This is a genomic window from bacterium (genome assembly GCA_022616075.1).
Lineage (GTDB): Bacteria > Acidobacteriota > HRBIN11 > JAKEFK01 > JAKEFK01 > JAKEFK01.
Window position 1 is genome coordinate 1 of record JAKEFK010000331.1, and the last position, 24,232, is coordinate 24,232.

At 48.9% G+C, this 24,232-nt stretch carries 17 protein-coding genes and 1 pseudogene; 8 read left to right on the forward strand and 10 right to left on the reverse strand.

Annotated features, from left to right (window positions below):
- Positions 1-67: 67 nt before the first annotated feature.
- On the reverse strand, positions 68-1,396 hold the full coding sequence (locus tag L0156_25840; protein ID MCI0606421.1) for an MFS transporter: 1,329 nt from the start codon (positions 1,394-1,396) through the stop codon (positions 68-70).
- Between the two features lie 88 nt (positions 1,397-1,484).
- Here L0156_25840 and L0156_25845 point away from each other — a divergent pair, with 88 nt between their 5' ends.
- A complete protein-coding gene (locus L0156_25845; GenBank protein ID MCI0606422.1) occupies positions 1,485-2,747 on the forward strand; it encodes a P-loop NTPase in 1,263 nt (420 codons plus the stop codon).
- A 46-nt stretch (positions 2,748-2,793) separates the two neighbouring features.
- Positions 2,794-2,949 (forward strand): hypothetical protein, encoded by a 156-nt coding sequence (locus tag L0156_25850; protein MCI0606423.1) that lies wholly within the window; start codon positions 2,794-2,796, stop codon positions 2,947-2,949.
- Positions 2,950-3,001: 52 nt separating this feature from the next.
- On the opposite strand, the gene L0156_25855 is transcribed toward L0156_25850, so the two are convergent.
- The 4 genes from L0156_25855 to L0156_25870 form a co-directional block, all read right to left on the reverse strand.
- Positions 3,002-4,279 carry a hypothetical protein gene (locus tag L0156_25855; protein ID MCI0606424.1) on the reverse strand — a complete coding sequence of 426 codons (1,278 nt, stop codon included), beginning with the start codon at positions 4,277-4,279 and terminating at the stop codon, positions 3,002-3,004.
- Positions 4,276-4,602 (reverse strand): hypothetical protein, encoded by a 327-nt coding sequence (locus L0156_25860; protein ID MCI0606425.1) that lies wholly within the window; start codon positions 4,600-4,602, stop codon positions 4,276-4,278. The genes L0156_25855 and L0156_25860 overlap by 4 nt, the downstream gene beginning before the upstream one ends.
- Positions 4,599-5,171 carry a sigma-70 family RNA polymerase sigma factor gene (locus tag L0156_25865; protein ID MCI0606426.1) on the reverse strand — a complete coding sequence of 191 codons (573 nt, stop codon included), beginning with the start codon at positions 5,169-5,171 and terminating at the stop codon, positions 4,599-4,601. Before L0156_25865 ends, L0156_25860 begins: the two co-directional genes overlap by 4 nt.
- A 134-nt stretch (positions 5,172-5,305) precedes the next feature.
- The gene (locus L0156_25870; protein ID MCI0606427.1) at positions 5,306-8,488 is read right to left on the reverse strand and encodes a glycosyl hydrolase; all 3,183 of its coding nucleotides are present in this window, start codon (positions 8,486-8,488) and stop codon (positions 5,306-5,308) included.
- Between the two features lie 64 nt (positions 8,489-8,552).
- On the opposite strand from L0156_25870, the gene L0156_25875 reads away from it, so the two are divergent.
- Positions 8,553-11,360 carry an insulinase family protein gene (locus tag L0156_25875; protein MCI0606428.1) on the forward strand — a complete coding sequence of 936 codons (2,808 nt, stop codon included), beginning with the start codon at positions 8,553-8,555 and terminating at the stop codon, positions 11,358-11,360.
- Positions 11,361-11,410: 50 nt separating this feature from the next.
- Here L0156_25875 and L0156_25880 read toward each other — a convergent pair whose 3' ends face one another.
- Together L0156_25880 and L0156_25885 are read right to left on the reverse strand one after the other, a co-directional pair.
- Entirely contained in the window at positions 11,411-12,421 is a 1,011-nt protein-coding gene (locus L0156_25880) for an ERAP1-like C-terminal domain-containing protein (GenBank protein MCI0606429.1), read from the reverse strand.
- 303 nt (positions 12,422-12,724) lie between these two features.
- A pseudogene (locus L0156_25885) lies at positions 12,725-14,055 on the reverse strand (M1 family metallopeptidase).
- Between the two features lie 270 nt (positions 14,056-14,325).
- Between L0156_25885 and L0156_25890 the strand changes: the two are divergent.
- From L0156_25890 to L0156_25905, 4 genes are all read left to right on the forward strand, one after another.
- Positions 14,326-14,868 carry a DUF1697 domain-containing protein gene (locus L0156_25890; protein MCI0606430.1) on the forward strand — a complete coding sequence of 181 codons (543 nt, stop codon included), beginning with the start codon at positions 14,326-14,328 and terminating at the stop codon, positions 14,866-14,868.
- A 119-nt stretch (positions 14,869-14,987) separates the two neighbouring features.
- Positions 14,988-15,563 (forward strand): ester cyclase, encoded by a 576-nt coding sequence (locus L0156_25895; GenBank protein ID MCI0606431.1) that lies wholly within the window; start codon positions 14,988-14,990, stop codon positions 15,561-15,563.
- Between the two features lie 162 nt (positions 15,564-15,725).
- Complete coding sequence (msrA, locus tag L0156_25900; protein MCI0606432.1) at positions 15,726-16,259, forward strand: peptide-methionine (S)-S-oxide reductase MsrA; 534 nt, start codon at positions 15,726-15,728, stop codon at positions 16,257-16,259.
- Positions 16,260-16,661: 402 nt separating this feature from the next.
- Complete coding sequence (locus L0156_25905; protein MCI0606433.1) at positions 16,662-17,180, forward strand: PadR family transcriptional regulator; 519 nt, start codon at positions 16,662-16,664, stop codon at positions 17,178-17,180.
- A gap of 4 nt (positions 17,181-17,184) precedes the next feature.
- Here L0156_25905 and L0156_25910 read toward each other — a convergent pair whose 3' ends face one another.
- The 3 genes from L0156_25910 to L0156_25920 form a co-directional block, all read right to left on the reverse strand.
- Positions 17,185-17,838 carry a hypothetical protein gene (locus tag L0156_25910; protein MCI0606434.1) on the reverse strand — a complete coding sequence of 218 codons (654 nt, stop codon included), beginning with the start codon at positions 17,836-17,838 and terminating at the stop codon, positions 17,185-17,187.
- An 8-nt stretch (positions 17,839-17,846) separates the two neighbouring features.
- Positions 17,847-20,720 carry a protein kinase gene (locus L0156_25915; GenBank protein MCI0606435.1) on the reverse strand — a complete coding sequence of 958 codons (2,874 nt, stop codon included), beginning with the start codon at positions 20,718-20,720 and terminating at the stop codon, positions 17,847-17,849.
- Between the two features lie 89 nt (positions 20,721-20,809).
- Entirely contained in the window at positions 20,810-21,829 is a 1,020-nt protein-coding gene (locus L0156_25920) for a zinc-binding dehydrogenase (GenBank protein MCI0606436.1), read from the reverse strand.
- A gap of 112 nt (positions 21,830-21,941) precedes the next feature.
- Here L0156_25920 and L0156_25925 point away from each other — a divergent pair, with 112 nt between their 5' ends.
- Complete coding sequence (locus L0156_25925; protein ID MCI0606437.1) at positions 21,942-24,128, forward strand: hypothetical protein; 2,187 nt, start codon at positions 21,942-21,944, stop codon at positions 24,126-24,128.
- Positions 24,129-24,232 lie beyond the last annotated feature (104 nt).

Consider the following 24,232-nt stretch of genomic DNA (forward strand, 5'->3'; position numbering starts at 1 on the left):
CAACTCCTGCAAAGAGTGATGCAGCAGAAAGAAGCATACACAGGACCAGGATAGAGGGCTTCATTACCTATTCAGGTAGCTCCTGTTTCTCGGGTTCGGGGAGGAAAAAGCTAGAAATGAAACCCACCGCGTATACGAGGAGCGCCACTCCTGCAGCCGCGTATGCGAGCTTCATCGCGGGAGTTGTGCCAGGCATCAGTTTCGCGAACTGTGTTGTCAACAACGCTGCGGAGGTTCCGATCATGCGGCCCCCGATATTCGCAGCAAAACTTTCTCCTGTGCCGCGAAGATGTGTGGGATACACCCGCGGCAAATAATTTCCCCAGAATGAGAACTGCGCAACGGTTAGAAGTCCCGCGACAAAAATTCCCGCTTTTAATGTTTCCAGATCCTTTACCGCAGGAAACAGAAATACAAGAGGTACGATAACAAGTCCCGGTACCTGAAAAACACGCAGCAGTTTTCGCCGGCTTAAAATTCGCACGGCGAGGAATGCAAGAATGAAGCGCCCAGTCAGACCGCCCATTTCCTGAAAAAACTGAACGCTGCTGACTACCTTCTGCTGCACAGGCCGCGCGAGTGAAGAGACTTCCGGAAGGCCTGGAACAATTTGCGGCAAGTGCTGAATGGCGCCGAATGCGGCGCCGTAACTGCAGGCGAACATCAGCATCGTGATCAAAGTTGTCTTGCGATAAGCAGGCTGAAAAAGCTCCGCAAAACTGGGACGCCGCAAAGTTCCTTCCTCCTTCTTCCGCTGCCATGTGGTGGATTCCGGCAAAAAGGGACGGATCACAATCAGCGGAATCGCAGGAATCACTCCGGAAATCAATGTGTAACGCCACGCTTCATGACCTCCATGAATCGCAGGCAAGGAATCCGCATACTTCACAGCGAGAAAGTAGGCGCCCGTGACCATCAAACCACCAACGGAGGAAAAAGCCTGTGTGTAGCCGAGAACTCCTTCTCTTTGCTTTGGAACCGGAAACAGTTCGGCTAACCACGCAACAGCCGCAACGAACTCAACGCAAACTCCAATGAAAGTCGTGCAGCGGAAAAAAACGAGCCATGGAAGAGATGTTGTAAAACCAGCAGCCAGCGCGGAAAATGCATACAAGAGAATCGACCAGACCAAGACTCTGCGGCGGCCCAAACGATCCGTTAAGTAACCACCAATTAATCCGAAAATTCCACCACTAACCGCGGGCATGTAAATCAACATGTCGCGCCAGTACATATATTGCGGAGTGCCGAACTGAATCTTCCCGAGTTCTGTGATGGCGGGACGCAGAATCAAAGGAAGGACAAGAAGTTCGTAAATATCAAAGGCAAAACCAAGAGCGGCGATCACGCAGATCAGCCATTGAATCCGAGTTAAACGGGGAGCTTTCTCATTCATCATCATTTCCTGATGGTATCGCGGGCGTCTCGCCCGCAAATGCAATCTGGGACGAGTCGTCCGCGGTACATATGCTACCATGACATCCATGACGTCATTGACAGGGCCAAAAAGGATCCTGACCGTAGCTTCGGGAAAAGGAGGAGTCGGCAAAACGACCCTCGCCATCAACTTCGGCCTCGCGTTGAGCCGCTACGGTAAGACAGTCTTATTCGATTTCGACTTCGATACCTGTTCGATTCGTTCTTTTCTGGATATGAAATTTCCGAGCGATCTCTACCATTTCTTGACCAAAGATATCCCGCTTCAGGAATGCATCACACCTCTTTCTTCGTCACTGGATCCGGGAAACCGCTTTCCAAACTTTGGAGTCATCGCCGCGCCTCGCCATTTCATGGAAGACTTTTCGCACTTGAAAAGGGCTACACAGCACAAATTGATTCAGGCTATTCAAAAACTCAATGTGGATTACGTGATTCTGGATATGAAGGCCGGTCTGGATACGGACATTCTCGATTTCATGCCCTATTCAAATTCAGGCATTTTGATTTTTACACCACGTTTGCCGGCTGCAGCTTCTGCCGCAGCTTACCTGGTGAAAGCGCAAATCTTCCGCAAGCTGCAAGTCGTCATGGCGCCGCACTCACCCATTGTGCAAAACCTTTCCAACAAAGAAATCTCTGAGATTCTGGATTTGATGCATCAAGCGGATGATGTATATAACGAAAAAGTGCCGAATCTGGATCGCGTATTCGATATTCTTCACGCGCAGTACGGACAGCATCCGGTAGTGACCGCTCTCAGGCGCACGCTGGGAACATTTCGCATCCACTACGTGTTGAATCATTTCACCGGCGTTGAAGAGTCGTACAAAAGCGCTGTGGAACCCTTTGCGCGGAATATCGCCGACATCATTTCTTCGCGGTTGAGTCTGCGGAACCTCGGTTGGATTCAATATGATCCCGCTATCCATGAAGCAAATTGCTCACGAATTCCCATCCTGCTGGGAGGAGCTGAAGCGCGACGCATCTCGGACCGCAAATACAAGGAAGCCCTTCAGGAGCTGGAGAACATGGCCGGCCAGTTCATCAAAGCAAAACAAATCGACCTGGAAAAAACCAGACCGGGCCTCGACCGGTATCTCGCGGATCAACTCTCACAACTGGAAGCCACCTATGGTGGAATGGGAAAACGCAATTATCTGGATAACTTTCACTATCTCGCAGCGGCCAGCATCCAGGTGATGAAAACAGAACGCACCTACCATTTCGGCGATCAGAAAATCTTTGAACCGGATCAGCTCCAGCACATGATTATGGAGTCGTTCGAGAAGACCCAGAATCGCTCCTGAAGCCTATTGAAAACTGCATCGTAGTTTGATTGCATATGAAATTGCAATGGTGAAAAAAACAAACAAGAAAAGACAAACGAAGGCACGGAAGAAAATCTATCACGACCTGGATCACCTGGCCGGAAAGTGGTCCACTGATGAATATCAAGAATTTAGCAATGCCTTAGCTCAGCAGCGCAGAATCCAGATACAGAGATTTTAAGCAAAGTGGTGCGGGCGACTCGCCCGCAAAGTCCACAGACGGGACGTCCGCTCTACTTTGATGACAATGTTTTTACAGCAGGCAGATTCCAGACGAAGCGAGGTTTGCGCATTGTTGTGTTTCCTTTGTGATTGCTATCCCAGAACGCATCATCCTTTGGAAACGAAAGGGTCGCCGATCCATCGGAATGAACGGAATAAGCCGATGGTTCACCCGTATAGGGAGAAGTGAGGGGAGCCAAACTAGCAGGATAGCCCCCCTCTGTGTGTCCCTTCAAACACAATTCCACTGCGGCGCTAGAAAGAATGCGTGCCGCTTCTGCTGATTGAAAGCGTTCCACGATATTCGAAACGTTTGGGAAAAGGGCCTTGCGTAATTCCTCTCTCAGGAAACTACTGGAGGTCCATTCATTCTTCGAAATAGACTGGTAGGGCCTTTTCGACAAACTCACGTAATCTGCATAAAGATCGAGAGAATTTGCGATCAGCTGGCGTTTGAAAAAGCGGTGAACCCATGGAAGAGCGTTCGGCCCATCCCTGTACGCTTCCAACGATGAAAACGGCAGGTTATTGAATGAATGGTACAGCACTGCTCCTTCCGCAGCTAGAAATCGTGATGCTGGAAGCGTCATAGTTTTGAGGTGCTGCATCTGCTGCATGAGTTCGGCCAGGATGCTTTGATCGGCTTGAGGCAAGATGACATGCACCATTTCGTGATAGTCCTTTTCGACGGCAAGACCAACCAGACCTCCGATTAGTACGGGATCATGCTGAAGAGCAGCAGCAATCCTTTCTTCTGCTGCCACCAGGTTTATCGCCTCGGCAAGCTGTCCTTCTGCTAGATGCAACCGGGCCTTAGAATCAAGCAAACTTCGTGCATACATCATTTGAAGATATCGCGGAATTTGCATATTAAAGCCTGCGTTGTATTCAAGCTCAAAAGAGGAATTCTGGCATCTGGTGACTCTCCGCAAAACTTCCAGAGCAACATCATTTCTATTGAGCAGGTCAAGCAATGCCGATTTGTCGGAGGTGCTCAAGTTGCGATAATCCTTTTTAATCAGTTCATCCAAAAACCGTTTTTCTTTCATTGTCATATAAACGAGCTCAGCCCCTGCTTTTAACCAGATCGCGATGTTGTCCCCCTTTACTCTGTTTTCGGGTGTCGGAGCGGGTGGTGCGTATCGATGTGGAACCACCGGTCCCGCTTCTTTTTCATAGCGCGCAAGAGCTGTGTTTAAAACCGAGCTGCCATGAATGCGCGATCCTGTCGCAAAAAGCAGGATGAATAAAATCAGGACAGCCACACTAATAGTCAGTTTTCTTTTCATAGTCTTTCCTGAAACAGGAGCTTCATCTCATTTGACCGCGCAATCATGCTTCTGCCGGAGCTCCGTTCGTTGTAAAGCTGTTGCAAGACAGGGTCAGAATCAAACCCGTTAGGATTTGGTGACTGTGCTGAAGATGCAGGGATCGGAGGATTCCAAAAAATCAAAAAGAGGACAAGCGCGGTGACAGCAAATGCCCAGGACAAAAACAAGCGATGATCCTCGGGCTTCGATTTTTGAAATTGTTTTCTGGCAGCATTCAAGGCGCGACCGCGCAATTCTTTTGGTGGATCCGGAACTCGATAATGAACAGCGATTTCTTTCATACTTCTTCACCGAAACGTTGTTTCAGTTTTTTCAAACCAAGACGGCAGCGGCTTGCCACTGTGAACAGAGACACTCCTACGACTTCGGATATCTCACGCAGTGAGAGCCCGGCAAAATAGTGCAGATATAAAACTTCTCTTTGTTTGGACGGCAATTGAAGAAGAAATTCGTTCAACTGAGCGGCAAACAATTTTGCCTGGGATTCGTTCGAGACAGGCTCAATCAGGTTTTCAGAATCGTAAGTGATCCTTTTATTCTTGCGGAATAAATCACACGAAATCCGGTGAGCAATTTGTAACAAATAAGCGTAGGGACGCTTCACATTCTTGAGCTTTCCGGCGCGTCCTGCCAGGCGAGCAAAGACCTCCTGGACAACGTCCGCGGCGTCGCTACGTGATCTCGTACGCCAGAGAGCTAACCCAAAGATTTGTGGGGCATAATCATCGTAGATTTTTTCGAGGGCTTTGAAATCTCCCGAATCGAGCCGTTCGAACAGTGAATGCAGCTCATCCGAAGCGCGTTCTTCAGTCAAGCTCAGTCCCCGGGTCCAAACGAATGCGCCTGTCATGCTTACACAACAGTATAGACGCACAACCCGGCCGTTTTTGTCACTTTGTTCATCGTGGATCGTGATCTTGATCGTAATCGTGCTCGAACAAGCTCCGAAAAAAGATTAAGAATAGCGATTACGATCCACGATTATTAAGGAGCGTAAATGGTCGGGAACTCCAGCTTCTTCGCGGATTCATTCAACGCCGCGAGATCTGTGCTGATCAACTGTTTGAGCTGCGTTTGATAACCATCCATCTCCTTTTGCATATCCGCAAAAAGCTCTTTTACGCCTTGCGTGGGGAGGCCATCTCCTTCAAAGCTGAATGAGTACAGGCCAGACATACGCGAATACAGTTTCGCGCCACCTTTGAATGCAAGAACGTCATACGGAACTTCCGCTTTCGGATTATGAATCTGTTCTTCCAGGTCGTTCAATTTCGCAATCAGCGCTTCAGAATCTTTGGTGACCTGCGCCGCCTTTTCATTTTTCCGAAGCAGATCGTTGCGCGATTTCAGCTGCTGCCGGATGCTTTGCAATTGATTCACGGTGCGCGTAAGGCGAGTCAACTCATCGCGCACTTTCAGCGTAAAATCCAGCTGCGTTTTGTAATCGGCATCCGTCAGCTTAACGCGCGGATCCGGAAGAACTTTCAATGTCGTGGTTTGCGATTTCCCATCCAGCGTCAAACGAACCGTGTAGGCGCCCGGAGCCACCATTGGGCCTGAGAATGGATCGCCCGCATCGAGCTTTGCATTCTGAATCATTTCAGCGCCTTTGTAACCCAGATCCCAGTAAACGACCTGCACACCGACTTCTTTTGGCAAAGCAAGTTTCTTCAGATCCTCTTCTTCCTGTTTTATGTCCCATCCCCCGCCGGTCGGCTCCATCGGTTTGCTGCTCAACGTGTTGATCACACGATTTTGTGAATCGAGAATTTCGATCGTGTAATCATTTTTTGGCTTCTCTTTCAGCCAGTAATGAAAAGCTACGCGGCCTCCTGGATTTTCTCCCATCCATTTATCTTCCGGCCAGGTTCCGTAAAACTGCCAGCGCGTTGCATCCGCCGAAGGAAAAAGATGGAAACTGGCTGTTGTGACCTGCGGACTCCACGCTCTGATCACATTTAAATGATCAAAAACCCAGATCGAACGCCCCATGGTCCCAACAACCAGGCTGTTCTCTTTCACGGCGAGATCATGAACAGCAACAGTTGGCATATTCAACTTCATCGATCGCCAGCTTTTTCCGCCATCTCTGGTGAAAATCACTCCACGTTCTGTTCCAACGTACAAAAGATTCTTGTTCGTGCGATCTTCGCGGACAGCATGGAGATAAATATTCTGCGCCATTCCGCCATCCAGGCGGCTCCAGCTCTGGCCGAAATCGGAAGTCTTGAACAAATACGGTTTCATGTTGTCCAATCGATGCGCTTCGGCAACAATGTAAGCAGTGCCGGCATCGAAACTGGAAGGCTCAACCATTGTGATCGTTGCCCATTCCGGCAAACCATTCATGCTGCGCGTTACATTGGTCCACGTCTTGCCGCCGTCCTTTGTGATTTGCACATAACCATCATCGGTGCCTGCCCAGATCAAATCTTTTTCAATCGGCGATTCTGCAACTGCGAAAATTGTGCAGTAGATTTCCACGCCGGTGTTGTCTCCCGTGATCGGACCACCGGACCACTTTTGTTTCGATTTATCGTTGCGAGTTAAATCAGGACTGATTGCGGTCCAGGTGAGTCCGGCATTGTCAGTACGGAATAATACATTGCCACCATGGTAGACAACTTTTGGATTATGCGGAGAAACTGCAATCGGAGCGGTCCATTGAAAACGGTATTTCAAATCTTCAGCGCCATGACCGGATGCATTTTCGGGATAAGCGCTGATGTTGCGCGCCTGTCTGGTGCGGTGATCGTAGTGCGAAATATAGCCACTGTACTCGCCTGCATACACGATGTCGGGATCGGATGGATCGGATACGACCCAACCCGCTTCACCACCGCCGACGTTGTACCAGTCACTGTTTCGAATACCGCGGAAATTCAAACTGCGATTTGGTCCTTGTGCAGTACCGATATCCTGCATCGCGCCTGCAACGTGAAACGGATTCCGATTGTCCGCGGAAACATGATAAAACTGCGCAATGGGAAGCGGAGGCGCATACCATGTCTCGCCGCCATCGGTCGAAATGTTTACTCCACCATCATCCGCTCCGATCATTCGTTTGGGATTTTGCGGATCAATCCACAAATCATGGTTGTCTCCGTGCGGAATCCCTTTTACGAAATGAAACGTTTTACCGCCATCGATGCTTTTTAGCATCGGGACCTGCGGGATCCAGACTTCATTGGGATTGACCGGGTTGATCGTGATGGTTGTGTAGTACCAGGCGCGCTCACGCAAAAAGCGATTTGCCGTAACCAGATTCCAGCTATCTCCTCCATCATCCGAGCGGAACAATCCACCTTTTTCCGCCTCAATCATCGCATAGACAATGCGGCCATCGGAAGGGGCAACCGCGACACCAACTTTTCCCCAGATTCCTTCCGGCAATCCCTTCTCCGTCAACTGTTTCCATGTGTCGCCACCGTTACGAGAAACATACAGACCGCTTCCCGGTCCTCCGCTGTACATCGACCAGGGACTCCTACGCGCTTGCCAGAATCCCGCAAACAGAATGTTCGGATTGCCCGGATCCATCGCAACATCGGACGCGCCGGTGTTTTCATCTTTCTTCAACACTTGCTGCCAGGTCTTGCCACCGTCCGTTGTACGATAAACACCGCGCTCTTTATTCGGTCCAAATGCATGACCAAGAACAGCTGCAAACGCAATCTCTGAATTGCGCGGATGCACAACCATCGTTCCGATTTGCCCTGCTTCTTTCCAGACGTGCGACCAGGTTTTTCCGGCATCAAGCGATCTGTAAATGCCATTGCCGGCCGCAACATTCCCTCGGATGTTGGCTTCACCGGAACCGACATAAATCACATTTGGATCTGATGGCGCGACGGCGATCGATCCCATCGAAGAGACCGGTTGGTCGTCAAAAAGCGGTTTCCAGCTGAAACCTCCATCGATCGATTTCCAAACTCCACTTGCTGCGCCGGCAAAATAGTACACGTTTGGATCTCCGGCAATTCCTGTCGCCCGGGAAACACGCCCTCCCCAGGCAGGTCCAATCGAACGGTATTTCAGTCCCTTGTATTCACTTGGATCCTCCAGACCAGTTGAGTTGATTTTCTTTTCTTCTTCAGCAAAATTCGTTGTTGCAAGTGACAAAAGGAAACAGAGGAAAATGAAAATTGTGGCAGATCGAGAACGCATGCGAGTCCCTCCTAACAAAGTAACGCGGGCGTCACGCCGGCGTGAGTCCTTATAATATCTAAACATGAAGCGATTACTACTCGTCTTTCTAATCCTGACCTCTTATGCCTTCGCGCAGGAAACAAATCTGCAGCAGGCTCTTCCGGTAGATCCGAATGTTCGCATCGGCAAACTTGAAAATGGATTGGAATACTGGATCCGTTCCCACAAAACTCCTCCCGGGAAGATCGGGATGTGGCTGCATGTGGGAAGCGGATCGCTAAATGAAGAAGAGAACCAGCGAGGCCTTGCTCATTTTTTGGAGCACATGGCCTTTAATGGAACAGAACATTATCCACCCGGAACTCTCATCAAGTATTACGAATCGATCGGCCTTAAGTTTGGACGACACCAGAATGCGTTTACTTCTTTTGATCAGACAACCTACTTATTGAGCCTTCCGGATACAAAAGAGGAGACCGTTCGCAATGGCCTGGAGACGTTTGCAGATTACGCTTTTCGAATCCTTTTGATTCCGGAAGAAATCGAAAAGGAGAGACCCATCATTGTCGAAGAAGCACGCGCGCGAAAAGGAGTAGGACAGCGGTTGCTGGAAAAAACGCTGGCTGCGCTGCTGCCCGGATCCCGCCTGGCCAATCGTCTTCCGATCGGTAAGGAAGAGGTGATCCAGAAAGCGGATCGCAACGCATTCCAGGACTACTACAGGAAATGGTACCGGCCTGATAATTCCATTTTATTAGTAGTTGGAGATCTTTCTCCTTCTATAGTGGAAGAGCTGATACGAAAAGAATTCGGGGACTGGAAGAAGATTCCAAATCCTCCCGCCAATGCGAATTCCGGCATTCGACCTTACGAAAAAGCGCAGGCCGCGATTATCACCGATCCGGAGCTTACCACCGCCGAAATCAGCGTGATGCGCATCAGTGAGCTGCAGAATCTTCAAACGGTGGGACAATTTCGTAAAGAGCTGATCGAAGATCTTGCGAGTGTCATGATGAACAGGCGATTGCTTGCGCTGGTCGAAGAGGGAAAAGCGCCTTACCAGGACGCTTCTGTAAATGTTGCGCCTTTTCAAAATGCTGCCGTGATTCAAGAAGCGGAAGCCTCCGGAGCGCCGGAGCAATGGAAACCGGTGCTCAACTCTCTATTGACTGAAGTCAAACGCGCCAGAGACTTTGGATTTCTGCAAGCGGAGCTGGAGGATGCAAAGAAAGAAACACTCGCCGGCGCAGAACAAGCGGAACGGACAGAAGCCACATGGGATGCCAATACTTTCCTTTCAAGAATGAACAGCGCATTCTCGCAGGGGCGCAAGCCAATGTCTCAAACCCAGAGCTTGCAGCTCACCCGCGCCCTATTGCCCGGCATCACAATGCAGGAAGTCTCTGATTCCTTTCGAAAAAATTTTTCTGCTGAATCGCGTTTCCTGTTGATAAAACTTCCGGAAAAACAGGGGATGCCGGTTGCTACAGAAAAAGAAATCCTGGAAGAAACGACGCGTATGGAAGCATCCACACTATCGGCACTGGAACAAAAAGAGCGTCCACGCACTTTACTGGAAAAGGAGCCGGAGCCAGGAGCGATCGCTGAACAGGAGGAAGATGCGGAAACGAAAATTCTTTCCGCCACACTGACAAATGGAATTCGGATTCACTTACGTGAAATGGATTTCAAGAAAAACAGTGTTTCGGCATTGATCCGGCTTGCCGGCGGTGAAGTCAGAGAAACAACAGAAAACCGGGGAATCACTCAGGCAGCGACACTCGCCTTAGCTCAACCGGCAACCCGTAAATTCTCTTCCACTTCAATTCGTGAATTCATGACCGGAAAAAACGTTACTGTAAGCGGTTTTGGAAGCGGGGATGGAGTTGCTCTGATGATTGCCGGATCTCCCGATGATTTCGAAGAAGGATTTCGCCTGAGTTACTTGCTTTTAACGGAACCGAAAGTCGAAGAAGCCGCGCTGAAAGTCTTGCAGGATCAAACGTTGCAGGCAATCGAGCAAATAAAAACGAGCGTGGAAGAGCAAGCATCGGAAAAGTACCTGGAGCTGATCAGTGGAAAGGATCCGAGGTTAAAGTTTCCAACGGCTGAACAAATCAAGAAGATCCGCGGTGCGGAAGCTCAAAAGTGGCTTGAATCCTTGATTGCACAGGCTCCGGTCGAGGTTGCTATTATTGGAGACATGGACCGTGACCGGATGCTGAAACTTGCACTGAAATATCTGGGAGCTTTGCCCAAACGGCCGCGCACGGATCCTGAACTTGCAAAACTCCGGCAGATTCAAGTAAAGGAAGGCCCGCTCGAAGCGAAGATTGAAGTCAGTACCATCACTCCACGCGGATTTGTTCTGACCGGCTGGCGTGGCGCAAATTTGAATGAAGTCAAGGACCGGCGCGTGTTGGATTTGTCAGCGGAAATCTTGAGCTCCCGCATGCAATCTGAAATTCGCGAAAAACGAGGGCTTACTTACTCGATTGAATGTTCCTCATCACCGGCTACGAGCTATCCGGAAATGGGATTTTTCGGTACAGACTTTTCAGCAGATCCCGGAAAGGTTGAGGAAGCAGCAAAAGTGGCAGAGCAAATGATGCTGGAGTTCGTGCAAAATGGTCCCACAGAAGCAGAAATGCAAACCGTTCGAAATCAGATGAAGAACATCATCGAAACGCAACAAAAGGAGCCGGGGTACTGGGTGCGAGTGCTTTCGGAACTGGATTACCGCGGAATTAAGTTGTCGGATGTAAAGAGTCTTGTTCAGCAAATTACAAGCTATTCACGGGAAGATATCATGGCTGCGCTGAAAAAATATGTGCAACCCTCACGCCAGATCGAAGTCATTGCGCTACCGAAGGAAGTGCCAAAGCAATGAGAAGTAGAGCGGCGTCCCGCCTGCTGAGCTCAACGCAGACGAGATGTCCGCTACTTTATTTCGAATGCGTCTCTGCGGTGATGTTCGGCTTTCGCTGCACAAACGCGGATAGCGTCGACAGTTCTCGTTAGATTGCGGTTCCCCCCGACAAGCTTTTCCATACGTTTTTCGAAGAATTCATTCACCTCAACGGCTTTCTGCTCGCTGCAGAAAACGGAGGCCAGAGTTGACAATGAGCCCGCATCGGAGGGAGAAACTCGCGCGACAAGAGCGTCAAAGTTCGCAACAAGAAATTTCCAAACAGGGTCCCAGTTTTCCTTTTCCTTCGACAGGTCTTCAAAAGGACTTAACACTTCATTCGTGCGTAGTGCGGGATCCAGTGAGAGAGCTAGAATCTTCTGAACCTTTGCCGGTTCCGTAGCGCGTCCGAGCGCGGATAGTATTTGCGAACGAAGAAGTGATTCATTTGACTCTTTTAACATCCGGATCAAATCATCGATAAATGCAATCTCCTCATCCTGTACCGCCACGCCCAAAACGGTTTCAACAAGATTCGATCCAACCGCTTCCGGATGCAATTTCCTATCGGTTCCAAAACCGATGGTTGCACGTCCCCTCTTCCTCGCTTCCCGGCGTACTTCCAAATCACGCGCCTCAAACGCAAGAAATTCAATAACCTGAGCGCGGAAAAGTTTCGCATCGTCCGGTTCGGATTTTGACTCATCAAAGCGAAATTTTTCGTAAGCCGGCCGGTACCATTGCCTTCCCTTCGCTCGAAGCACTTCTACATGCGCCGGATCGAGCAAATAATCAGCGAAAAAGCTGAAGATCAAAGCCGGTGACATCGCAATTTCACGCGTTGAGGACGCAGCAAAAGGTTCCAGCACCTGAAGCGTGTTGGAAGCGGAAATGGTTCCTGCTGCAAACGCCGCTTCAATGCTATCGATGACAGTTAGCTGTTCCTCAACAGACAGATGCGCCAGGCCGGATTTTCGCAAATCTTGCCAGCCTTCCGATGAAAGATTCCAGCGGTAATAACCTGTTCCTCCAGCATTCGGCATCATCCAGTCCGCGCACGAATCCGCTTCCAGAATCAAACTCGAATCCGGACCTGCAATCCCGCATGCCCTCGACGGATTTCCATCCTTTTCATAGAGGACGCACACCGGAACCTGCCATTTCAGGTTTCCGGATACATTGCCCCCCAGCGGTGTATAGCGGCGTTGTTTGAATGTCACTCTCGTCTTTTTTTCATCGCACGAAGTGTGCAGTTCAAGATAGGGCACTCCCGGCTGATAGATAAAGGTGCGCAGCGATTCCGCAATTTCTTTGCCGGCAATCTCTTCTGACTCACGCAAGAGATCTTCTGAAGTAACGTTTGAAAACGCGTGTTCGTTCAAATATTTCCTGATCAGTTTTTGAAACTTTTCTTTTCCCAAATATTGTTCAAACATCAGCGGAACCGCCGCCCCTTTTGCAAAGATAATTCCATCCGCTATGGTTTTGATTTCGGTCGAATCACCGCTAATCCGGTGCAGAGGGCGCGCGGTAGCAGAACTATCCCTGTCCATGATGTTGTGGCCGGATTGAATGGCCGAGATCGCAGTCTTATGTTCCGGATTCCAGTTTTCAATGATCTTGTTATCGATCCAGCTGGTCAATCCTTCATTCAGCCAGATATCGTCCCACCATTTCATTGTGACCATATTTCCGAACCATTGATGGGCGAGTTCATGGGCCATTACCGTGGCAAATGCCTTTTGCTGCGAAAAGGGAGCATCTTGGTTGAGCAACAGCCTTCGCGAAAAGTGATTGCGCCGGCGTTCTCCATGGCGCCCCAATCAAAATCGGGTATCGCAATCAAATCGAGTTTGTGAAAAGGATAGCCGATGCCGAAATATTCTTCCAAAGCGGTCAAGATGGATCCTGTGTTTTGCAAAGCATGCGAAAGTTGTTTTCCCTTACCCGCAACAGCCACGCCACGAAGCGGGATTGCCTCTTTGCGGAATTCATTCGCAGGAACATCCGGACCCTGAACCACATCGAGCGGACCTACGGCAAAAGCGATCAGATACGTGGGAAGTTTTTCCGTGCGCGCAAAGCGAATCCGTTTTGTGCCGTCCGGCAGTTTTGATTCTTCCAGAGGCAATGTGTTTGTGATGGCTTGCTGTTCCTGTTTAACTGTCAGTGTAATGTCGAAAGGTGTCTTGAAGGAAGGTTCATCAAACCCCGGAAAGCAAAGGCGCGCGGAGATAGCTTCGAATTGTGTAAAAGCGTAATGAAGACCCTTCTCCTTTACATGATACAAACCCTCCAGTCGCTGGTTAAAAGGCGCTTCATAAGTGAGGATCAGCGTGACCTTTTGAGGCTCCATTTTTGTGGGGATGTCGATACGCGCGACACCACCATCATCGACCTGGGAATACTTCACTTCAAAGCTTTTACCGCTTGCCAGCTTGATCATCGCACGGCTCACCGAGAGATCTTTTCCGTGCAGCCAGAGGATGGATGTTTCTTCAAGAATCTCCAGATCGATTTCAACTTTTCCTGAAAATGTTTCTTTTTCAGGAAAAATGTTCAATGACAGATCGTAAGAGATGGGAATTACGTTGCGCGGCAAGGGACCCGTAGGTACTGCATCTACGTTATAAATTGGGAGGAGCAAGAGAACAAATGCGCAGATCCAACTTTTCATGGCGTTCCGTTTTGAAATTTTGTACTTCTGTTTGTTATAGTCTGACGCAGTACAATACGTCATTTATTCGTAAATTGCATCTTAACGCAATCAGCTTACGTTATTTAGTACGTCCAGTTAAAGAAGGTTTTGAGGTGGGTAAATTGAAATTTCATGGCTCTCTCGCAGCTCTGAACAATTCAAACAAACTCAGACAATATTTGGTTAACAACAGAGCCGAGAGCCCAACCGCTAATAGCGCCGCCCGGCCTTTTTCTTTATAATCCCGGAATGGCTCTCATTGTTTTCCTCCGAGGTGTCAATGTTGGCGGCCACAGGACGTTTCGCCCGAGCATCCTCGCAAGAGAACTGAGCGACTATGATGTCGTGAATGTGGGCGCCGCAGGCACGTTTGTCGTTCGTAAGCCTGGATCTAGAGCAAAGTTCCGTGCTGAATTGCTACGCAGGCTGCCATTCGAAGCGGAAGTTGTGCTCTGCGACGGCCGCGATCTTATCCGCCTGGAGACGGAGAATCCGTTCGGAACTGAGCCGTCTCGTCCTGATACTGTTCGATTCGTTAGCATCTTCTCGAAAGCCGGACGCGTCCGGGCTTCCCTTCCAATCACACTTCCATCAGGCGGGGAGTGGTTCGTGCGAGTTATCGCGACGAAAAGCCGATTCGTCTTCGGAGTGTACCGTCGTCACATGAAAACCATCAGCTATCTTGGCCAGATCGACAAATTGGTCGGAGCGCCGGCGACGACACGGAATTGGAACACAATAATTGCGATCGTGCGGATTTTGAAAGACCAACCTAGGAAAGCGGCCCGCTGATTACACGTCACCAACATTGGCAACGGTGAAGATAGATTTACCACTAAGGACAGCGCAACGTAATTGTGAATAATGATAGAAAATATGATCTACTGGAGAAAATGAGGAAGGAACTAGAAATGCCTAAATTAGAGACAAAGCTCAGCCGCGATCAGGAATCTTTACGTCAGTTATGGGAAGAACATGTGCGACACGAATTCGGGACCCGGAATACCGAGAAAACGCTCGATACGATGGTTGAGCGTGCGTACGTGAATCACATTCCCGTGCTTACCGGCGGGATGGGACGAGATGAGCTACGAGAGTTTTATTCCCGACATTTCATCCCTCAGATGCCTCCAGACACGGAAATGATTCCAATTTCGCGAACTATTGGCAACGATCAACTGGTGGATGAAATGGTTTTTAAGTTCACCCACACCATCCGAATGGACTGGATGTTGCCTGGCATAGCCCCCACTGGAAAGAAAGTTGAGGTCCCGCTAGTGGTCATCGTTCGATTTAGCGGTAGCAAGTTGATCCACGAGCACATCTACTGGGACCAAGCTTCAGTGCTCGTTCAACTAGGTTTGCTTGATGTTGTCAGCATGCCTGTCGTGGGTGTTGAAAGTGCGCGTAAGGCCCTCGATCCAAGTTTACGGTCAAACGAACTCATTCGGCGTGCTGACGAGAGTAAGAATTCACCCAGTCTGTAAAAAGAATTGGCAGAACGTATAGCCGAACAAGTCGCTGAAGCCGACAAATGCCTCCACTCAAGTGTTCGGCGGTACAGGTAAGCTAATCGCGGCTTCCGGGAGAAATGCAACGCAAGAAGAACATCATTCAAAAACGAAACATATAAATAGATAGGAGTTTGTATGGAATTAGCGACATTCGGATCAGGTTGTTTCTGGTGCACGGAAGCTGTATTTCAGCGCGTGAAAGGAGTAGGAAAAGTGGTTTCCGGCTATGCAGGCGGAAGCGTTCACAACCCGACGTACCGTCAAGTGTGCGGCGGCAATACGGGACACGCGGAAGCCGTGCAGATCGAATACGATCCTTCTCAAACGAATTACGAACAGTTGCTCGAAATCTTCTGGAAAACGCACGACCCCACTACGCCGGATCAGCAGGGAAATGATTACGGACCGCAATATCGATCCGTCATTTTTTATCACAATGACGAGCAAAAGCGTCTGGCGGAAGAGTATAAGCAAAAGCTAAATGATGCGAAAATCTGGAAAGATCCGATCATAACCGAGATCAGTCCTTTTACAAATTTCTATCCCGCCGAGAATTATCATCAGGATTACTACAATCAAAACAGGAATCAGCCTTACTGCACTTTTGTAATCCGCCCGAAAATCGAAAAGCTGGAAAAAGTCTTCCGCGATCAACTCGCTAAAACCTAACGCAAAGCCGCCAAGGCATAAAGCGGCAAAGCCGCAACATTTCAGATTTCAGTATCGAGATTGCAGATTGAAATTGGAGAATTGTAGATTTGACGAGCGTTCTGTGCCGTTTGTAACGCCGGCTTCCAGCCGGGCCAAGGTCCGCAAAACGTTCAAGTTTTTGCCGGCCGGAGGCCGGGGTTACAAACTGTTCGACAACTTCGTCCAAAATGCAAAACTCCAGAAGTCAATAAGCCATCCCTTTTTTCAATCTACAATCGCCCATTTCAATCTGAAATCTAGCTAGGATCTGCAATCTGAAATTCTTGCTGAAATGACAAAAAATTTAGCTATAGTAATGCAAAGTCCTTGACAATTCGATCGTTCTCGATATATCGTTACATATCGAAGGAAGGTGGAATTGTGGTACGTTTTGGCGGTTTTTACACAGGTTTTGGAGGTTTTGGACCTTTCTTTCGTTCCTCTGGTTTCGAGCGGGGTGAGATCAAGTTCGTAATCCTTTATCTTCTCGCGGATAAACCACGGCACGGCTACGAGATCATCAAAGAAATGGAATCGCGATTCTGCGGATTCTACAGTCCATCTCCCGGAACCATTTACCCCACACTGCAAATGCTTGAGGATTTAGGCTTGGTGCGCTCCAGAGAGGAAGATGGAAAGCGCATCTATGAAATTACCGAGAAAGGGAAGCAGGAACTTCAGGAACGGAAAGAAAAGCTGGAAAACATCTGGGAGAAGATGGAGAACTGGAGAAATTTCCGCATGGAAGACCTCAACGATCTCTTCGAAGATCTGGCTCAATTAAAGAAACATGTGCGGATGAAAATGCACGGTCATGGTTTGAACGCGGAAAAGTTGAAACGGATCCGGAAAATCATTCAACGCGCGAAAGACGAGATCCTGGAAGTTTTGAAAGCTTAGGTCTTCACTCTTCCGGTGGCAATGCTTGCTCCTCGGGAGTGACCTGCAGCGACTCAGCATTGACGGTGAGTTTGTAGATACGAATTGCCTTCTCTTCGAGTTGAGAAGTGCATTCCGGTTTCGCGGGGTCGCAATAAACCGAGGCTTCCATCACAAAAGTATCCGGACTTGTCCAGGTGGCGGTTGTTGTGTCGATCTCCGTTCTCTCGCCCGCTTTATGGAGATTCACCGACACTTTCTTTGGCTGAAAAGTGGAAAGTGAAATGGAATAAAGCGAACTTCCCGCATCCGAATAAGTTGTCAGTAAAAGATAAGCCCCTTCCGGAGACCAGGAATTCCAGACCATCGGTGTTCCTTCAAGGTGCATGACATTTGCAGCGCGCTTTTCATATTGCAATATCGCACACTGAGAATCCTCATCACCGAAAGCAAACAGCACCGCGTACTTTCCGCCCGGAGACGAAGGGGAGATCGCGATCTTGTCCCCGGTTTGTTGCAAAGAAAAACCCGAGACCTCCTGGCCATCCAGGTGAAACTTGCCTTTTGACGTCACCTGAAACCGGTTCACTTTTTCATCGCGGTTGATGTAGGTCCAATCCTCCTGAGCCATTGCAACGGAGGAAAAAAGAAGAAGCGCCGTGACCAATGCGGATTTCATGAAAATGATTATACCCTCCCCAGATAACGATCCAGCCAATCCAGCATGATCTTTTTCACTTCACTCCGGGGGTTCGAATGTCCTCCTTCAAACACCATGTGAACTTTTTCATTTTCAGGAGTCCCCAGCAGTTGAAAAAAAGGTTTCTGTGAAGTGTCAACGGGAAAGACGTGATCGTAGCGGCCGTTGATCATCAAAACCGGAACATCTACACGAGTAATAAAATTGATTTCATCCGTCTCAGGAGCACGCGGGCTCATCGGCAATCCTCCGTGCGCGAGAATCAGAGTCCGTATCCGTGGCTCGACAGCTCCCACAATCGCTCCAACACGAGCCCCCCAACTGTAGCCAAAGTAAGCAATTTTCTGTGAATTCATATCGGCTCGAGTCTCCAGATAGTCGATTGTCCTGCTGACATCTTTGATGTACTTGATTCGCCATTCTCTGAGTTCTTCCGTGCTCCTGCTGTCCGCATCCGGACGTCCGCCGCGTTCCAGTGTTCCCGCATAAACCGGATGCACGACAGCTCGTCCACTGCGAACTAAAAAATCCAGATGTTCTCCCATTTGTCCAAGTCTTTCGCTGGAATCAAAGAATTGGGCCCAGGATCCGGGAAAATAGAGGACTGTCTGGTAGGGCGGCTTTGCATTTGTGGGGAGAAAAATATAAGCAATTACGCGTTCATTTCCATACGCCGCTGAAAATGAAACCTTTTCTTTGCTGAGGTAACTCAATTGCTCTTTGGATTCGACACGTGCGTTCAACGGCTTCTTATCATAAGAATAAAAAGTTTTCAGTACGGCATAGGTAGAATCCTCAACCGGTTTTTCTTTTGTGTAATCACGAAAATCCGTATGATAACGGCCCAGAAGCGCCGCCGGAGGTTCTTTCAAATACTGAATGCAGCGGAATCCGATCGTTTTATGACGCGTGAAAGGATCCCGTCTGTCCGGCTCCAGAAAAAGATATTCCGGTTCCAGATAAGACCCTCCAATGTTCACCCGTCTTCCGTCGGCAACTTCTGTCCAGGACCATTCCTTCACATTTCCAGCCATGTCAAAACTGCCATAAAGGCTCATCGATTCCTGTTTTCCAGCCGGATGGGGCCCGCGACTTCGAAAGTTGCTGAATGGAATCATTACATGATTTATACGAGTACCCGAAGCGTGAAACCAGTGAAAAATTGTTGGTAAAGCTTTCCCAGCGAATTCTCCATATGCCGCGCCTTCATACCAGCTAACGCCGGTTACAGGGAACTTCTCCTGGCCGGCCGGAAAATTTCCAACTTCCCAATCTAACGGTCCCGGCCTGCCGGTAGCATCGACAAAAAGAGACATCGCCTCTTCAAAAGTGAAATCCTTTCCTTCCTTGACGAAAGGGATTTTCCAGAATTTGCGATTGCTGTATCCGCCGGCATCCACAAATTTCTTGAATTCCTGATTTGTGACTTCGAACTGGTCCATATAGTAATCATCTTCAATAGGTATAGAATCAGACGCACGCTGTGTGCTTGGATCGGATCGAACTCCGGGAACGAGTGTCATGCCTAACGGCACCTTCTTATAATCTTCCAGATTGAATCGAAGGATCACCTCATTTTCGAAAAAAGTACGCGGCGATAAAGCAAGAATTTCCGGATAGCCTTCTTTCTGAATTTTTAAACGAACGTAATTTTTTGCGATTCTCTTGTCTTGAAGCGGAGAGGTTCCCAACAAAATCCAGGGATCAGCAGGTGAATCATATTTTTTAAAGAAAACATTTGCTCCAGCAGGTTCTGTTTGAATGGATATTTTTATAGACATTCCATGCCAAAGACTTTTTAACAACGGATCGTTTGGAATCAGTTTTTCCGCCTGCAGTGCAAGGTCAAGAGCCTCATCATTCTTTCCCTCATCGATCAATTCCGTAATCTTTAGCAGAGCTACTTCACGCGCCCAGCGTATCTTTTTATTTTGCTGAACCGTCCTGAAAAGCAGAAAGCTCGCCACACAGAGAACAACGATCAGCGGAACAAGGACAACAGGACGTAGCAATGATGAGAATGATGTTGTCCGGACTGTTTGAAGTTTCTGCAGTTCAGCGAGCAAATCGCCGGCATGTTGATAGCGCGCCGCCGGATCTTTTGCGAGCAATCTTGAGATCACCGGTTGCAATCGCGAAGGAACTTCCTGCATTTCCGCAGGCGGTTTGTTCAGGATTGCATCCGCCAATTCGATGGAACTTCTTCCCTGAAACGGAAGCTTCTGCGTAAGGAGCTCATATAGAAGCACACCCACAGAAAACAGATCGGTCCGCTGATCGATGGATCGTCCCAACAGTTGTTCCGGACTCATATAAGGAAGCGTGCCCATCGCGACTCCCATCTCCGTCTGGCTTGTGGTAGAGACCCGGCTGGCTATGGATTCCTCTTGCTGATAAATCTTCGCGAGTCCAAAATCGACCAGCTTCGCTTTGCCGCGCGGAGTCAAAATGATATTGGCCGGTTTGATATCGCGATGAATAATTCCTTTCCCATGCGCTTCCTGAAGCGCGTCTGCGATTTGAATTGCGAGCTGAAGAACTTCATCCATTCCTAAAGGCGAACGCTGCATCCTTGTGGTGAGCGTTTCCCCTTCCACATATTCCATTGCAATAAAATGGATATTATTTTCCTCGCCGATTTCATAGATGTGAGCCACGTTCGGATGGCTGATCGCGGAAGCGGCCTTTGCCTCGCGGGTGAAACGGTGCATGCGATCTTGATTTGAAACGAACTCGGCCGGCAAGATTTTGAGTGCAACAAGGCGATTTAAGCTCGTGTCATGCGCAAGATAAACTTCTCCCATACCTCCTGCGCCCAGCTTTTTTTGCAGTTGATAGTGGGAGATGGTGCTGCCAAGCATTTACTTCAGTATAAAGCAGGCGGGACGTTCGAGTAGCGCGGGCCTCTGGCCTGCGAACTGCCGCAGACGGGACGTCCGCGCTACTTTGTTTACGGCATCAACAAAATTTTGCCGAAGTAATCTCCCTTTTCCATCTTTTCATGCGCCTGTCGCACTTCAGAGAGTGGGAGAATTGCATCAATAGGAATCTTGATTCTTCCATCGAAAACAATTTTCATCACGGCGGCAAAATCACGGATCGTGCCCATTGTAGAGCCCAGGATGCTGATCTGTTTTCCAAAGATGAAGCGGTTGTCAATTTCAAAGGTCGGACCGGACGTGTTCCCCACAGTTAGAATTCGTCCGCCGCGGCGAACCGCGCGAAACGAGCCCATCATGGTGGCTGCTCCCACATTGTCGACCACGACATCGACTCCCCTTTTGGCTGTGAGTTGAAAAATTTTCTTTACCCAATCTTCTTTAGAGCGATCGATCAAAACGTCCGCTCCCAGCGCTTGAGCCCCCGCCAGTTTGATTTCGTTCGACCCGACAACATACGCCGTGCAACCGGCCAATTTTGCAATCTGAATCGCGGCTGTGTTTACGCCTCCGCCTGCGCCGATCACCAGCACAGTTTCGCCTGGCCGTAAATTTCCTTTCGTAATCATCGAATGCCATGCAGTCAAACAAACAAGCGCGGATGCAGCGGCCGTTTCAAACGACACGGAATCAGGAATGCGAAGCAACTGTCTCTCCGGTACGGCAACGAGCTCAGCGTATGTGCCGGATGTCGTTTCTCCAAGCAAATGCCAGCTCGCGCAAAGATTGTCCTGACCCGCGAGACAGAATTCACATTCGCCGCAACCGGTATTGCCGTTGATAACAACACGGTCCCCTTTCTGAAACGAGGAACCGGACGATTCCACAATACCAGCCCCATCCGATCCGGGAATGTGAGGCAACGCGAGTTTCAAGCCGGGCCATCCATCGCGAATCCATTTGTCTACGCGGTTCATTGCCGCCACGTGAATTCTTACGAGAACTTCCCCGGAACGCGGCTGAGGATCGGGCTGGTCCCCGTAAACCATTACTTCGGAACCGCCATGCTGCTGAAAATATGCTGCTTTCATTCTAAACTTAGTTTACATGAATCGACAGAGTTTATGCCGCCTGTTTTTTTTCGCGATGTTGCTCATAACTTCGCATGCCCGATCGCAATCTTTGGGCGATTTGTACAGGCAGATGACATCGTTTAATGTCAGCGCAACCTTTCCAGTCAGCAACTTGAGCATCAAGCGGAATGCTGCAACGATCGTTTTGCAATCGGGTGAAATTACTCTGATCGAACCGTTGCATGGTCGTCACCACGCAGCGCTCTTTACCGGCCAGGGCGTTTTTCACTTCCGGCCACCCAATGCACTGGAGCAGGATCAATTGCACAAATTCACCAATACGAGAATCCTGGAAGAACCGTTTCATACTGCAGTCCTGCGATTCAGTGATACGACTTCCCAGGAATTGCTGCAGGCTAAGGCCGGCGACGCGCGTGCGAAAACGGCGCGATGTGATCGATGTCAGGAAGTGAAAAACAAAATTCTCAAACGCTACTTGAGAAATGTAGATTCCAGGATCTTGCGCGATATTCATTCTGAAAAAAGTGGTTATCTTGCTGCTTATTTTTTTAGCAAATCTAAAGGGGAATTTTTACTGGAGATCGATCCGGAACAGTCTGAACAAATCTCCCTCACCCAGCATGCAAAGATGGACTTTGTAGATGTCTGGTCCTCCTTTGAAACGGAGGAAACGAAAAATACGGAAGAGATCACGATTCCTTACTTTGAAGCAAGGATGGATATTGAAAAGGATGGCAAGCTACAAGCGACAGCTACCATTGAAATCCTGCCAACTACCGATTTGAAATCGATTCCCCTGAATTTTTCACGGTTGATGGAGCTGGAGGAGATCACGGATGATCGCGGAAAGTCTGCTTTCTTCATTTATGAGACTGCAGAAGATAAGGTCGGTGAACCACCGCTCAAACAGGACACACTGGATCTGTTTTTGTCTGAAGTTTTTTTACGCGGCGAGAAAAGGAAATTGAAATTCGTCTACCGTTCCGATCACATGATCGAGCGCGTCGGAAATCGTGAGGATTACGTCATTCTCGATACAACAGGCTGGTATCCCACCTACGGCTACCTGACCCGTTCCTCAAGCAAAGTCCAGTATTGTTACCCGCGCAGTCTGCAGCTCTTTGCCGTTGGAAAAAAGTTGAAGGAGTGGAGTGAACAGGAGAAAAATTGCTCCGAGTGGGAACAGAAGACGCCTGTTGCAATTGTGAGTTTCTCGCTGGGAGACTTCAAACATAAGAACGTGAAGGTCGAAGGTTTACCGCCGGCCGATATTTTTTCGGGAAAGCATCACTCCGGGTTTCGAATTGGTGGAGGTGGGCTGGACAATGTTGCAGCAGATGTTGTGAACAGCCTTAATTTTTTTCAAACACTTTATGCGCCTTATCCATTCGACAACATTCTTGCGACGGAGATTCCGGCAGCGCACGGACAGGGATTTCCGGGATTCTTGCATTTGAGCGGAGTTACTTTTGAAGACGTCAGACTCGCAGGAATCGATGAAGCGTTTCGCGCGCATGAAGTATCTCATCAATGGTGGGGGCATCTGGTTGGATGGGAAAGCTATCATGATCAGTGGATCAGTGAAGGCTTCGCCGAATTCTCCGGCGCGATTTACGCGGATGCCGCTCATCCCAGGAAAGATCTGTTGATGAAAATTGTGGAAAGCTGGAAGGATGATGTATTGAATCGAGGGACTGTACGCCGGCAAACATATGGAGCGATGAAGTTGCGTGGCGAACTTACCATGGGCACAGAATCCGGTCCGATCTGGCTCGGCATCCGATTGAGCTCATCAAAAAGTCCAGCCGATTATCACCTTCTCGTTTATCAGAAAGGCGCTTATGTCCTCCACATGCTGAGAATGATGATGAAGGATTTTCAAACCAACAGCGATGAGCGTTTCTTCCAAATGATGAAAGACTTTGTGAAAACCTATTCCTGGAAGAACGCAACCACCGAAGGTTTCCAAGAGATTGCGGAAAAACATTACGGCGAAAGCTTGAAATGGTTTTTCGATCAATGGGTTTACGGCACTCGCGTTCCGAAATACGAATTTCGATGGAAAGTAGAACCGGCGGAAGGAAATAAATACGTTTTAATTTGCGATATTCAACAAAAGAATGTTCCTGATGGCTTTCAAATGCCGGTTCCCATTTACCTGGATTTTGGCAAAGACCGGTTTGCGATTCAAAGAATTTTGGTGGATGAGCCGGTGAAAAACGTTCGTATTCCCCTTCCAGAAAAACCACGCGACGTCCGCTTCAATTTCCAGCGCGCCGTCCTCTGCTACGACTAAGGATTTGTAACGCCAGCGAGACTGTCCGAAAACTATCATGAGAAATTCAACCACGCTCACCATTTGCTCTATAAACGCTCAAAAACAATTCTTAGGGGTTGAAC